Raw genomic sequence first — 13169 nt, 5'->3', positions numbered from 1 at the left:
GCTGGGCGTCGGGAAGAAGGTGTTCGAGGACGGCGCGGTGCCCACGAACGTCACGCTCCTCCAGCCCCCGACGGCCGGCCCCAAGGGCACGGTGTACCTGCGCTACGGGCTCGCCGACGGCACCCCCACCACCGGCGACATGAACGCGCCCGACCGCGGCCTCGGGCAGGACGGCTGAGACCACCGCGCCATGGCACCGGCGCTTCGGCGGGCCGGGCACCGGGGCACACCCCGACACACCCCCGGTCACCGCCGAAGCGCCGCGCACCCCGGCACGACGCGGCGCAATCTCGAAGGGGTACCGCGAACCGCGGCACACCCGACCTCCGACGAAAGCCGACAATCCGATGAGCACAGTCAACGTCCACGGGATCACCCTGGGCATCGAATCCTTCGGCGACGACGACGCGCCGCTCGTCCTGCTCGCAGGCTCACCCACGATGCTCTCCTGGCCCGACGCGCTGTGCGAGCGCCTCGCCGCCGGCGGACGCCGCGTGGTGCGCTACGACCTGCGCGACAGCGGGGAATCCACGACCGCCGACCCGCAGGCACCCGCCTACACCCTGCGCGACCTCGCCGCCGACGCGGCGGCCCTCACCGACGCCCTCGGTGGGCGGCCCGCCCACCTCGCGGGAATCGGCGTCAGCGGAACGGTCGCCCAGGTCGCCGTACTCGACCACCCGGACGCGTTCCGCGCACTCACCCTCGTCGGCACCCGGCCGGTCGCCCCCGGCCCGCCCGACGACGACCTCCCCGACCACGACCGGGCCACGATGAACCGGCTGTTCGCACGTACGATGCCCGACTGGGCCGACCGCGAAGCCGTCGCGGACCATGCCGCCGGCGGCGCACGGATCCTCGGCGACGACCCCGCCACCGCGCGCGCCGCCGCGGCCCGCATCTGGGACCGCACCCCCGACGACGCCACACCCCCGGTCCACCTGGCCAACCAGATCGGCACAGTCTTCTCCGTACTCGACTGCGCACCCCGCTGGCGCGAACGCCTGCCCGGGATCGCGATCCCCACCCTCGTCGCCCACGGCCGCCACGACCCGTTCTTCCCCCTCGGCAACGGCGAAGCCCTCGCACACGCCATCCCCCAGGCACGACTGCTCGTCCTCGAACACGCCGCCACCGCGATCCCCGACACCGCGATCGACGAACTCGCCGAAGCGATGCGCACCCTCGGATAGCGGACGACGGATCAAGAAAAGCCATGTCATGCCGCAAGCCGACCGCCGGTCACACCCTGCGGTCCCTCACCGGGAGACGCTTCACGTGGACTGCCCGCCCCTCCCGGCCCGGCGGTGTGACCACCACAGGCGCTCGGGTCAGGACGCTGCCGGGCGGACGGGCGGTGCGAATCGGACCTTGGACCGGGCCCGGGCCCCCGCCCGCCCGCCCGCCGGTGGCACCACCGGCGCCGGACGGGCCTGTGGACATTCGTTCGAACTCCCCCTATTCTCCGAGCGATCTCCGTGGTGGTGATCTCCGCGGACACGGCGGACGCATGCGTTGGGGGACTGCCTGTGAAGCCGGCACCTGTCGTTGGAGCAACCACTCCGGGTTCGCGCACCGCCGCTTGTCGGGGGACGCCGTCGGACCCTCGTCCCTTGGCCATCGCCGTGCAGGTGCTGCTTGCCGCGCAAGCGGCCGTGCAGATCGTCCTGGGACTGACCACCGGGACCGGTTCGGGACTCTTCGCTCAGGCCGCGCCGCTCACGATGCCGCTGTTCCTCGGGACCGTCGTGGTGTTCCTCTGCTGGCTCCGGCAGTGCCGGCTCAATGCCGAGGCATTCGCTCCGGGCACGCAGAAGTACACGGTGGGGAGCGCGGTCGGGGTGTGGTTCGTCCCGGTGGTCATGTGGTTTGCCCCGCGCCGGGTCGTGCTGGACATCCGGCGGGCCGGCGGCTCGGCCGGCGGTGCCTGGGTGATCGAGGCGTGGTGGGTGGCGTGGCTCGCCAAGTCGGTCGGGTTCACGGCCTACCTGGTGATCGACCAGCAGGGCAACCCCCATGCTCCCCTCGTCGTGCTCGTCGACGTCGCCGCCGCGGTCCTGGCGATCCTGCTGGTCGCGCAGGTCTCCGCCGCGCAGACCAACAGGATCGGAACGGCGGCCGGCCCCTCGGGAACCGTGGCGTAGGCGGCGTCGGTCGGGCGGCCGCCGTCGGACCCTCGACGGCGTCGCCCGCCGCCCGAACGCCACCGCACCCTGATGCGAGGCCCGCGCGGCACCGGGCAGGAAGCCACCGTCGCCTTTCCGGCAGCCCCCGTCGAGCGGGACGCGATCAGCCCGGCGCGCGCCGACGGCCGCCGGTGTGTCACGGCCCGTGCGGGGCCGGCGCCCCGGGCACACTGGCGGCGTGCCCGCCGATCCCACCCGCGGTCAGGTCCGCATCAGCCTGGTCATGTCCGCCCTGACCGTGAGCGCCGGCGCGGTCGACGCCGTCACCTTCCTCGGCCTCGGCCACGCCTTCGCGGCGCTCGCCACCGGAAACGTCCTGCTGCTGGGCTTCGGGGCCGTGGGGACCGCCGGGGTGCCGGTCGCCCGCCCCGCCGAGGCGGTGGCCGCGTTCGTGGTCGGGGCCGCGGCCGCCAACACCGCCATCGCCAGGGCGCGGGGGCGGGGGCGGCGCTGGTTCGTCCGCGTCCTCGCCGCCGAGGCCGCGGTGCTCGCCGCCGCCGGCGGATACGCCGCCGCGGTCGGCGGTACCGGCGCACTGCCCGGGAGCTCCGAGGCCCTCGTCGCCGCGCTGGTCGCGGGCGCCATGGGCTGGCGCAGCCGCGGGATGCTGGAGGCCGGGGTGCCCGACATGCCGACCACGGTCGCGCAGATCACCCTGGTCAAGCTGCTGGCCGACCTGCTGGCGATCCACGCCGCACCCTCACCGCACCAGGTGCTGGTCCGGGCCCGGCGCAGTGCCACCGTCCTCGGCATGTTCGCCGGCGGGGCGGCCGGCGCCCTGCTGCTGCGGCTGGGCGCCGGGCCCGCGCTGCTCGCCGTCGCCGCCTTCGAGGCGTGCGTGACCGCCGTGTACGCCCGCACCGTCCAACTGCGACCGCCCGCGCGCCCGCAGCCGGCCCCGGCCTGACCCGGGAGCGGACCTGAACCGGAGCCGCGCCCATCGGCGGGCGGTCCGGTCCGGTCCGACCCCGGTGATTCCGGGCCCGCGTCGCATGGAGCCGGGCCAACCGCCACCTGGTCGACTGATCGACTGATCGACTGATCGACTGATCAGGTCGAACTCGCCGTGCCGGTCGTCGGGTTGGTGCGGCCCGGCCCGTCCTCTGCCGGGTTCGTCCCGGTGTGGATCCCCCTTCTGCGGGCGCCTGCAGGATGCCGATGCGTCCGGGCGACTGTGGGGTCCACGCTCATGTCCCGGGTGATCGGACCTCTCGCGTCGGCCGCGGCCCGCAGCCGGGTGACAGCCCTTCAGGGTGGTCACCGGGACCGGAGTTGACGGGATCGTTCGTGCTCGGGACCATGTGTCGCCGCGCACGCGCGCGGCCGCGCGTCGAACGGGTGCGCGCAGATCCGGTCTCCTAGGGTGTGGGGTATGGGCTTCGTGGTGTCCGAGCGCGCGGGGAAGGCGGGTCTGGCCGTCGGCGCCGCGCTGCTCCTGGCAGCCTGTGCGGCGGGTGGCGGCGGAGCGTCGACCGGCCGGCCGGGGTCCGGCGGGGCGACGCACGGGACGGTCCGCGCCGACGCGGCCGACTCCGTCGACGTCGCGTTCGGCACCGCGTCGGGTCTGACGGACCGGGTGCCCGGTCCGCCGGCCGGGGCCGTGCCGGACGGGACGCCCGGGGCGGTGCGGCAGGCCTCCACCGCGACGGGCGTCGCGATCACGGAGGGCGAGGTCCGCGAGGTGGGTCCGCACGGGACGATCACGTACCCGGCGGTGACCAGCTGCCTGGTCGTCACGGTCTACCTCCGGGACGGCGGAAAGGTCGGCGGCCACGCGAGCCTGTTCCAGGTCCCGGGGAAGTACAGCTCGGACGAGATCCTTCCCGCCGTCGCACGCGCCGTCGGTCGTCGACCGGTGAAGGGCGTCGACGTCAGTGGAGCGGTCGGGGCCTGGAACCCCTCGTACTTCGAGAAGGCCATCGAGCGGTACACCGATGGCTCGGCTCCCGAGCCGACGGGCGACGCGCAGCGGATCGGCGACGTCGTGGCCCGGCTGTTGGGGCGGCCACGCACGGCGGTCACCGTCCGGGACCTGCCGGACGGCGACATCACCAGGTGACCGCCGGCAGGACCCGCGGACAGCTGCGCCTCGGGACCTGCGAGATCGGGCCGGCCGTCGTGTGGTCCGGCCTCGGCCGGCGAGCGATGCGTCGGCCGCCGACGTCCCTGACGGACCGTGGCCTGCCCGGTTCGGGTGGACTCGTCCCGCCGGGCCGGCTGCCCGGCCACAGGTGGCGCAGCCGGTCCGTGAACCGCTTCGACCCGAGAACATCACCGGTCGACGACACGACTCCCACGGGCATGACACAAGCCGCCGCCGGCACCCGACGGCCGCACTCGGCCCCGCAGGAGGCGCCGGCATGACGGAACCCCGGTGGCTGCGGTCAGCCCCGCAACGGGCCTGCTCCGGCTGTGTATAGTGACGCGCCGAGACGGGGGTCCGACATGAACGACAAGGCTCGATCGAAGCACGCCGACCGCAGCACGACCGTGCTGCTCGGGCTGATGGCCGAGTGCCCGCTGCTGCTCTGCCCACTGGTGCTCTGGCGCGGCAGATCATGGGCACCCGCCTGGTGGGTGGACGCGACGCTCTACCTGCTGGCCGCCGTCACCGCGGCGGCCGTGCTCCTCGCGGTGCGTCGGCCCGTGCCGGTACGCGGTGTCCGGCGTGCGTCCGCGGTGGTCGGCGGAGCCACCGGCCTGGCGGCGGTGGTCGCCGCGACCCTCTTCCTCGGTGACTCCCAGGTCTCCTCCAGCGGCTGGCTGCTCCTCGGTGCGGTCGTCGCGCTGGGCCTCCTGTGCAACCAGCTGACCCTCACGGCAACCACGCACTCCTGACCGTTTCCCACCACGTCAACCGACTGCCGCCGGGATTCGGGCAGTCGGCATGAGAGGCCCGTGCCATGAACGACCCGCTGCGCGATCTGCAGCAGATGAGCGCCTTCCTCGGTGAACTCACCAACTCCCTCGCGGTGACCCGCGACATCCTCCCCCAGCGCTCCGAGGGCGCCGACCGCACCGGCTCGGTGACCGTCGTACTCGACCAGGAGGACCTCCCGCTGTCGATCGTGGTCGCGGACGGCTGGCGGCAGCGGCTGTCACCGGGCGCGCTCGGCGGCGCGGCGGTCGAGGCCGGGCAGGCCGCCGCCGTCGACCGGTTGTCGATCTGGCAGCAGGACGCCGGACAGGCGGCCTGGGAGGCCGTACCGGACCGGCTGCCCGGCGACGACGCGGCGGCGGACGCCGGGGCCACGACCGCACCCGACCTGACCCTGCTCATCGGGGACGTGAGCCAGGTCGACCCGCGGCCGCTGGAGGTGCTGGCCGAGGACGTGCTGACGGCGCTCGACCGGGCGGGCGCACCGAGCGTCCCCGTGCAGGGCCGCGGCAGCGACGAGGCCGGGCACGTGACCGTGGTGCTCTCGCGCGGCGGGCTGGTCACCTGCGACGCGGACGAGCGGTGGGCGGCCGCGAGCGGCACCGCCGCGCTGAACCACGCGCTGGCCGCCGCCCTGTCGAAGGCCCGCACCGAGCTGGCCGCCGCCGTCCGGTCCGCCAAGGAGGAGGCCGGCACGGGCACCGACGCGATGCTGCGCGAGGCTCTGGCCCTGCTCGCGGACCCGGGCAAGCTCCGCAACTCGTAACGCAGACCGGCCGCAGGGCCGGACGACCCGGAAGGGAGCGACACCATGACCGACGACGGCTTCAAGGTCACGACCGCCACACTCCGCACGGAGGCCGGAATCTGGGACCAGCAGAGCGACCAGCTGGGCACGATCGCCTCGTCCGTCTCCTCGATGTCGATGGACCGCTGCCAGGCAGGCGTCTTCCAACTCGTCGTCAGCGCCTACGCGGAGGTCCTGACGGCCGTTCATGACCGCGCGCAGGAGGGACAGCAGAACCTCAAGGCGGTCGGAGACGGCCTGCGCACGGTGGCGGACAACTACGACCACCACGAACAGAAGACCTCGGCCGGTCTCTCGGCCATCACCGGCAACTGAAGCGGAGCCATCGACGTGGCATTTCAAGCGGCGCAGTACCAGGCGACGGTCGACAAGCTCACCTCGGGCCTGGGTGACCTGTCGGCCAAACTCGACGCGGTCCCCGGCAAGGCGAACGACGCCGCCGACCGGTGGTGGGTGCCCGACTGGCTGGCCGACAAGGTGATCTGGTTCGGGAAGAAGATCTGCGAGATAGGCGCCTGGATCCTGAACAAGATCAAGGAGTGCCTGGAGGGCGCTGCCGCTCCGGTCTACATGATGATCCACGGCTTCCAGTGGGAAACCCTGCGCGGCCTGGCGAACGGCGTCACCGGCGAACTCCAGCCGCAGGTGCTGGGAGCGACCGGGGAGTGGAAGGGCCCGGCGGCCGATGCCTACGGCAAGGAGATCCCTCGCCAGGCGGCGGCCGCCACCGCGCTGGGCGGGACGTGCGACAAGACCTCCACCTCGCTGGAGCTGTGCGCGGCAGCCGGGCTGGCCTTCTACCTCGCGCTGGCACTCGTGCTGGTCAAGTTCATCGCCGCCACCATCGCCGCGATCGCGGCCCTCGGCTCGGTGGTCTTCTCGTGGGCGGGCTTCCTGATCATCATCGAGGAGGCCGGGGTCAACACCACGGTGATCGTCGCTGCGGTCAGTGCCCTGATGGTGCTGCTCGGCGCCCAGGCCAAGGAGATGGCCGCGCTGCACGGCAACGCCGTCGACAACAGCCAGTTCCCGGGCGGCCACTGGCCGGTGTCGGTCAAGCCTGCCTAGGCCGGTGTCGGTCAAGCCTGCCTGGTGCCGTGACCGGAGACGTCCACCGGATCCCGGTGGTCGGCGCCGGTGACGGGCGAGCGCCCGGCCGGGGTTCCGGCCGGGCGCTCGTCGGTCATCCGAGGTGTCCGGCGGCCCGGGCGCGGGCTCATGGGTGGGGAACTCCTCGGACAGAGACTGGGTGTGACGGACCGTGGGCCGGGCGGCAGGAAGCCGCCCGGCCCACGGAAGGGGGTGGATCAGACGCCGGTGGAGGTGTTCAGCTCGACGTTGTAGTCGGCGAGCTTGGCGATCTGCGCGGGGCTCAGCACGCCCTGGTACAGCCAGACGTCGTCCAGCTCACCGGAGAAGTACTCGCCCCAGGCACCCGCGGCCCTGTTCCGGCCGAACTGCACGCCGCCGCCCGCCTCGTAGGGCTGCGGGGCGCCGGTCCAGGAGATGTGCGGGGAGCAGCCGGTGGACCCGTCCGGGCAGCCCTGGTTCTCGATCTGGCCGCCCACGTACAGGGCGAGCCGGTCCGCGAAGGCGTCGTAGGTGACCGCCAGGTGCGTCCAGTTCTCCAGGACGGAGGTGGCCGGGGTGTGCGCGGTCAGGGTGCGGACCGCGCCGGCGGCGTCGGAGTCGCGGACCTCGGCCTGCCACTGGCCGGTCGGCTGGCCGGTGGCATCGTTGCCGAGGGCGTGCCAGCGCAGGGTGACCGCACTGTTGTTGGCGCCGGGCACCGACAGCACCGTCATGTCCCGGGTCGGCACGCCCGCGGTGTTCGCCCAGCCGGCCATGGTGAAGCTCTGGCCGGTGTGCAGCGGGGTCGTGGCGGTGGCGGCGTAGCCGGTGGCGCCGTCCAGCAGCAGGGTGCCGGGGACGGGCAGCAGGCCGCCGTCGGCCTTGATCGAGGCACCGCCGCCGAGCTGGGCGCCGGCCTTGGCCGGTCCCTCGTCGGGGGTGACGGCCGGGGTGCCGGTGGCCGAGGAGAGCTTCCAGCGGCCGGCCAGCTGCGGACGCTGCTGCACCATGGCGCTGGCCTCCGGGCCGGTGACGACACGGTCGTAGATCCGGACGTCGTCGACGTCGCCGCCGAAGTACTCGCCGTTGGCGCCCTCCCGGTTGACCGCGCCGATCTGGAGCGGGCCGGGGTTGGCCCACGGTGCGTTCTGGGTGTAGTCGGACTCGCCGACCAGGAAGCCGTTGATGTAGAAGCGCAGCTTCTTCGCGGCGGTGTCGGAGACGCCCAGCAGGTGGGTCCACTCGCCGGTGGTGCCGGCGAAGCACGGCACGCCGTTGATCTGGGTGCCCGGGGTGCAGTCGGGTTGCCAGGTGCGCACCAGGGTGTCGACGGAGGTGTCCTCCTTGTAGCGGCCGAAGGACCAGCGCTTCCAGTAGGTCGAGTAGTACAGCGAGAACTCGCTGTTGTGCTGGCCTGTCTGGGTGACGGCGACCTTCGCGGTGGTGTCGCCGGCGGCGGGCGCCGGCAGCTTCACCCAGGCGGAGACCGAGAAGTCCCGGGTGCCGTCGACCTGCGGACGGGCGGTGCGCAGGTAGTCGTCCACGCCGTCCAGGTGGATCGCCTTGTCGGCGATGCCGGGCCGGCCGAGCGCGACGCCGTTGTAGGCGGTCAGGTTGTCGGTCTCGGCGGTGCCGGCCGGCTTGGCGCCGCTGCCGTCCAGGTGCCAGACCGCCTTGGCGGGGCGGCCGGTGGCGAGTTGCTTGTCGGCGGCCACGTCGGTGACCTCGGCCTGGTTCAGGGAGCGGTCCCAGATCCTGACCTCGTCGATGGCGCCGGGCCAGAAGTCGACCCACTGGCCCTTCCAGCGGGCGCGGCCGATCTCCAGCGGGCCGTGTCCGTCCCAGACCGCGTTCGCGGTGGCCGACTTGGCGAGGGTGCCGTTGACGTACAGCTGGACGGTGTGCGCGTCCGCGTTCCAGACGCCGGTCAGGTGGGTCCACACGCCGGTCGTCGCGGCGTCGGTGGACTGCAGGCCGATGGTGCTCGCGTCCTGGTTGCCGGCCGCAGTCTGGACCTTGAAGCCCCACTTGGGGACACCGGCGACGTTCTCGATGCCGAGGTGGAAGGCGTAGTAGTCCGGGCCGCCCTGGCTGACCGCCGCGCGGGTGCCGGTGGTGCCGTCGAAGCGGACCCAGGAAGAAACGGTGAAGCTGCGGGTGGTGTCCAGGACCGCGCCCTGGGTCTCGGCGTAGCCGTTGGCCGTGCCGTTCAGGGCGAGGGCTTCCTTGAGGTGTCCGGGCGCGCCCGGGGTGGCGCCGGCGGCGAGGGTCGCCTCCGAGCTGCCGCCGGTGCCGGTGAGGGTGGTGCCGGCGGCGTCGTCCATCGACCAGCCGTTGCGCTGCGGCTGCCCGGAGAGCACGTTGAAGTAGTACGTCTCGGGCTGCGAGGCGTTGCCGGCGCCGTCCACGGCCCGGGCGGAGAGGAAGTGCAGGCCGGCGGTCTGCGGCTGGATGCGCACGGTCTGCGCGGCGCCGCCGCCGGTGGCGATCGCGTTCGCCGCGGACGGCGAGGTGTCGAGGCCCCACTGGTACGAGACCACGTCGGTGGCGGCCGACTTCAGGGTGAACTGGCCGGTCCTGCCGACGCCGTCGGTCCACGGCAGGGTCGGCGCGGTGGCGTCCTTGGAGCCCGGGTAGGCGTCGGAGGTGATCGCCGGGCCGTCCGGTGCGGAGGTGTCGACGATGAAGTAGCAGCCGGTCGGGTCGCCGTCGGAGGACCACGGCCCCCACTGGGCGCCGTCCCAGGCGCGGGCCTCCCAGTCGAGCTGGAGGTTCTGCGGGAGGCCGGTCGGCAGCGGCCAGGAGAACATCGAGCCGGAGGCCTTGAAGGTGTCCGACCCCGGTGCGGCGTCCTCCGAGCCGGTGGACCACCAGCGCCGGCGCAGCCCGGTGCCGTCGTCCCAGCCGACCGCGAACTGCACGCCGATCGCCTCGCCGTCCGGGTCGGAGGCCCGGGTGGTGACCTGCGGCATCTTGTTGATCTTGATGCCCGGGTACTGGCAGACGGAGCCCGGCGACATCGTCATGTCGGACATCGGGATCTGGTTGGGCGGCAGGTTGTAGTACACCGACAGGTAGGCGTCGTCGGTGAAGCGCTTCCAGGCGAGGGTGTCACCCTCGTTCTGCGCCTTCAGGCCGAAGGTGATGGTCGGCCAGCCCCAGTTCGCGGCGTCCTGGACCAGGGTCTTCACTGCGCCCGTCTCGCCGTACTCCAGCCAGCCGCCGGGGCAGCTGCCGCTCCAGCCCTTCGCGGTGTTGATGGTCTGCAGGTAGCGGCTCCAGAACCCGGAGGCGTTCTGGCTGTTCCAGTTCAGGCCGGGGGCGATGTAGCCCGTGCTCCACAGGTCGACCGGCCGGGAGTCGCAGGAGTACGACCAGCTCTCGTAGGTGCCGAAGGTGGCGGCGAGGATCTGCTTGCCGACGAACGGGTTGGGCAGCTGGAAGAAGGCACGCTTCACGTCGGTCGGCGCGCACCGTGAGGTGTCGCCGCAGTAGCCGACGCCCCAGTCGTGGACGTAGGTGCTGTTGTACGTGAAGTGCCAGTACGCCTGGTTCGGGTAGGTGCGCGAGACGCCCGCCCAGTCGCCGGCGTGCGGGGTGTTCCACGCCGGGTCGATCATCACCGGGTAGACGGTGTCCGGGGCGTCCAGCATGCCCCGGTCGGGCGACAGCACCAGGCCGTCCTTGGGCAGGTCGACCTTGAGGCGGGTCATCTTCGCGCCTTCGCCGGGCAGGTCGCCGTAGCCGGCGGCGGCGGGATCGTTCCGACCGGCTGCGGGGGCGGCCGGGGCGGCGGCCTCGGCCTGCGGGGCGGCCTTGAGCGTCTTCGGGGCGGCGGACGGGGCGGCGGACGGGGCGCCGTCCGCGGCGGCGGCCGGCTGGGAGGAGTCCCACATCACCGGGACGGGCGCCTCGAAGACGGTGCCGCCGCCGGACGGGTCCTTCGCCGTGAGCGTGCCGTCCGCGTCCTGGCCGAACGTCAGGCCGTCGCCGTGCAGGCCGAGTCGGAGCTGTGCCAGAGCGGGGTTCTTGGCGGCCTCGGCGGTGTGCACCACGACGACCTGGGTGAACCCGGTCTTGGTGGCGGACAGCCGCAGGTCGACGTCCGGCAGGATCGACCGGTACTCGGCGGTCGCGCCGTCGACCGTCGGCTTGGGCAGCGGCTTCGGCCAGCTGAGCTTCAACGCCTTGCCGGCCCGGGCCATCGTGACCAGCGGTTCGCTGCCGCCGCCCGAGAACCGCAGGTCGGCGGTGGACCCCTTGGGGGCGACGGCACCGTCGGGCAGCCGTTGCAGCGTCGGGTCGAGGTCCACCCAGGTGCCGTTCTTGCGCACCCGCCTGGGCTGGACGTAGGTGGTGGTCTTCAGCTTGCCGTCGGGCTGGGCGACGGTGTCACTGGACTCGCCGCGCTTGGTGAGCACCTCCACCGGCTTGCCGGTGCGGGCGGCCTCCTTGACGGCCTGGCTCTCGGAGGTGTCCTGGGAGCCGGTCACGCCGGGCGGCGGTGCTCCGCCGGGGGCGGCGGCGGCAGGCACCACTGCGGTGGTGGCCAGCGCGACCGCGGCGAGTGCCGCGGCGAACACGCCGCCCGACCGTCTTGCTGCTGTTCTCACTGTGCGTAAGCTCCAACTTCCGATATTTGGGCAAAAGTTCGAGCGGATCTTTGTGTACACCTAAAAGAAATGTCAACGGATCATCAGAAACGCATGAGAAATGGGCCGACGTGCCGGCCCGTCAATTGGGTTCAGCTCGGGCCAAATCGGATGAACCAACCGACGGCGCGTGAGGCAAATCACGCTGCGGCGCGGTGGTCAGGAGGCCTGCTTCGAGGCTTTCCAGCGGTGGCGAACGGTCACGCACGGCATCGGCGGGACCGGCCCGACCACCCGGTCGGCGACGCTCCGTCAAGTCATCGTCGCTGGTCATCGATGCTCTCGCAGGCGGGAGCCGGCACCTGTCGCACGGTGGCGACGACCGAACGCGGCCGACCGCCGTGCCCCCGGCGGGGACGCGGAAGAGGGGGTGTGCGGTTCCCGTGCACAGCGGGTCGTGTGTATACCGGCAGGGCGCGGCATCCCGATTTCGACGGGCGGACCGATCCGGGAAACCCTCACCGGAATCGGGCTTCACGCCGGACGGCCGTCAGCGGAAACAACGGGGCCTCAGGGCCCCGGAGTTACCCGGGGACAGGCCGAACCCGGCTGCGCCGCTGAGCACTTCGAGGACGTCGGCGTTCGCTCTCGGTCACGGACCGGCCGACCGGTCGGCCGCCGGGCCGAATGCGGCAGGTGGCTGCCGCGCGACCGGAGGTGGAGTCAGGAGTGGAAGCGGAGCCGGACCACGAGGCAGTCCCCCGGCAGGTTCTCCAGGTAGGCGTCCGCGAAGAGGTGGTAGTCACCGGACCGGCCGATCCTGCGGCCCCAGTCCTCGACGGTGCCGTCGATCCACTGACCGTCCAGCGTCAGCAGGTGGTTCGTCGGGACGACCTGCGCCGTCTCGCGGCGGATGAACTCCGCCCGGGTGCCGCGGAAGTGGTGGAGCGGGTCGGTCAGACGCGGGAACAGGCCGCAGACCTCGGCCGAGTCGTTGGCCGCCGTGATCAGCGGCTGCCCGTAGTAGTCGGCGCGGGCTCGGGCCACGGGGTAGCCGGCGAGGTCCTGGCGGGCGCGCTCGGCGAAGACGTCGAAGGGGACGGCCGGCGGGAAGCCCTCGGTGAACTCCTGCCAGGCCCGCCAGTGCTCGGCGGCGCGCGCGGCCACGGGGGCCCGGGCGGCGTCGAAGTCGAGGAGGGCGCGCGGGCCGCCGTCCCAGCGTGAGGGGGTCCGCTGCCGGACGGCGCCGTTGGGCAGGGTCGGTTCGAAGATGAGGCGCGGGTCCGCCTCGTCCGCGGGGGAGACGGGGAACCCGTCGCCGTCGTGCCCGCCGTAGACGTGCCAGGAGTCCCATTCGCCCTGCCAGGCGGGGCCGCCGGGCTGCTCCTCGAAGTCGTAGTCGTAGGGCGCCATGGCGGCCGCGATCGCCGCCGTGACCCCGCCCGGCGGGGTCGGGGGGAGGCAGACGGTCAGGAGATCACGAGCCATGGTGCGCGCCTAGGGATGGTGGGGGTGAAGGGGGATCGGAGGATTCGCCCCCGTGATCCTACTGATGCCGCCGTGCCGGGGAGGGACGGGACGAGTGGTCGGCCCCGGGCCGATCCGCGCGCGTGGTGCGGCGGGTCGGCCCGGGG

General features: G+C 73.1%; 11 protein-coding genes. 8 read left to right on the top strand and 3 right to left on the bottom strand.

Going from position 1 to position 13169, the window contains the following annotated elements; all coding sequences use genetic code 11:
- Positions 1-347: 347 nt before the first annotated feature.
- The 8 genes from AB0D10_RS43030 (at position 348) to AB0D10_RS42995 (ending at position 6940) form a co-directional block, all read left to right on the top strand.
- A complete protein-coding gene (locus AB0D10_RS43030) occupies positions 348-1193 on the top strand; it encodes an alpha/beta hydrolase (protein WP_360267504.1) in 846 nt (281 codons plus the stop codon).
- A gap of 420 nt (positions 1194-1613) precedes the next feature.
- Positions 1614-2144, top strand: a complete 531-nt coding sequence (locus AB0D10_RS43025; protein ID WP_360267502.1) for a DUF4328 domain-containing protein — start codon at positions 1614-1616, stop codon at positions 2142-2144.
- Between the two features lie 220 nt (positions 2145-2364).
- Entirely contained in the window at positions 2365-3093 is a 729-nt protein-coding gene (locus AB0D10_RS43020) for a DUF1275 family protein (protein ID WP_360267499.1), read from the top strand.
- Positions 3094-3558: 465 nt separating this feature from the next.
- Entirely contained in the window at positions 3559-4245 is a 687-nt protein-coding gene (locus AB0D10_RS43015; RefSeq protein WP_360267496.1) for a hypothetical protein, read from the top strand.
- Positions 4246-4631: 386 nt separating this feature from the next.
- Entirely contained in the window at positions 4632-5024 is a 393-nt protein-coding gene (locus AB0D10_RS43010; protein WP_360267493.1) for a hypothetical protein, read from the top strand.
- A 65-nt stretch (positions 5025-5089) separates the two neighbouring features.
- Positions 5090-5830: a hypothetical protein gene (locus tag AB0D10_RS43005; RefSeq protein ID WP_360267490.1), complete on the top strand. Its 741-nt coding sequence runs from the start codon at positions 5090-5092 to the stop codon at positions 5828-5830.
- Positions 5831-5875: 45 nt separating this feature from the next.
- The gene (locus tag AB0D10_RS43000) at positions 5876-6187 is read left to right on the top strand and encodes a hypothetical protein (protein WP_360267487.1); all 312 of its coding nucleotides are present in this window, start codon (positions 5876-5878) and stop codon (positions 6185-6187) included.
- 15 nt (positions 6188-6202) lie between these two features.
- Complete coding sequence (locus AB0D10_RS42995) at positions 6203-6940, top strand: hypothetical protein (protein WP_360267484.1); 738 nt, start codon at positions 6203-6205, stop codon at positions 6938-6940.
- A gap of 11 nt (positions 6941-6951) precedes the next feature.
- Here AB0D10_RS42995 and AB0D10_RS42990 read toward each other — a convergent pair whose 3' ends face one another.
- The 3 genes from AB0D10_RS42990 to AB0D10_RS42980 all read right to left on the bottom strand — a co-directional run bounded on the left by AB0D10_RS42990 (position 6952) and on the right by AB0D10_RS42980 (position 13023).
- Complete coding sequence (locus AB0D10_RS42990) at positions 6952-7092, bottom strand: hypothetical protein (RefSeq protein ID WP_360267481.1); 141 nt, start codon at positions 7090-7092, stop codon at positions 6952-6954.
- A gap of 87 nt (positions 7093-7179) precedes the next feature.
- On the bottom strand, positions 7180-11526 hold the full coding sequence (locus AB0D10_RS42985; protein ID WP_360267478.1) for a LamG-like jellyroll fold domain-containing protein: 4347 nt from the start codon (positions 11524-11526) through the stop codon (positions 7180-7182).
- A gap of 732 nt (positions 11527-12258) precedes the next feature.
- Positions 12259-13023, bottom strand: a complete 765-nt coding sequence (locus AB0D10_RS42980; protein WP_360267476.1) for a hypothetical protein — start codon at positions 13021-13023, stop codon at positions 12259-12261.
- Between the last annotated feature and the right edge of the window lie 146 nt (positions 13024-13169).

This window comes from Kitasatospora sp. NPDC048545 (genome assembly GCF_040651155.1).
Taxonomy (GTDB): domain Bacteria; phylum Actinomycetota; class Actinomycetes; order Streptomycetales; family Streptomycetaceae; genus Kitasatospora.
Note: the sequence above shows the minus strand (reverse complement) of the source record. Positions and strands in the feature narration are given on the sequence as shown.

Bases quoted from the DNA above. Each gene is read 5' to 3' on its own strand.
- AB0D10_RS43030 (WP_360267504.1), top strand. From the start codon at position 348: ATGAGCACAGTCAACGTCCACGGGATCACCCTGGGCATCGAATCCTTC.
- AB0D10_RS43015 (WP_360267496.1), top strand. From the start codon at position 3,559: ATGGGCTTCGTGGTGTCCGAGCGCGCGGGGAAGGCGGGTCTGGCCGTC.
- AB0D10_RS43010 (WP_360267493.1), top strand. From the start codon at position 4,632: ATGAACGACAAGGCTCGATCGAAGCACGCCGACCGCAGCACGACCGTG.
- AB0D10_RS43005 (WP_360267490.1), top strand. From the start codon at position 5,090: ATGAACGACCCGCTGCGCGATCTGCAGCAGATGAGCGCCTTCCTCGGT.
- AB0D10_RS43000 (WP_360267487.1), top strand. From the start codon at position 5,876: ATGACCGACGACGGCTTCAAGGTCACGACCGCCACACTCCGCACGGAG.
- AB0D10_RS42990 (WP_360267481.1), bottom strand. From the start codon at position 7,092: ATGAGCCCGCGCCCGGGCCGCCGGACACCTCGGATGACCGACGAGCGC.
- AB0D10_RS42980 (WP_360267476.1), bottom strand. From the start codon at position 13,023: ATGGCTCGTGATCTCCTGACCGTCTGCCTCCCCCCGACCCCGCCGGGC.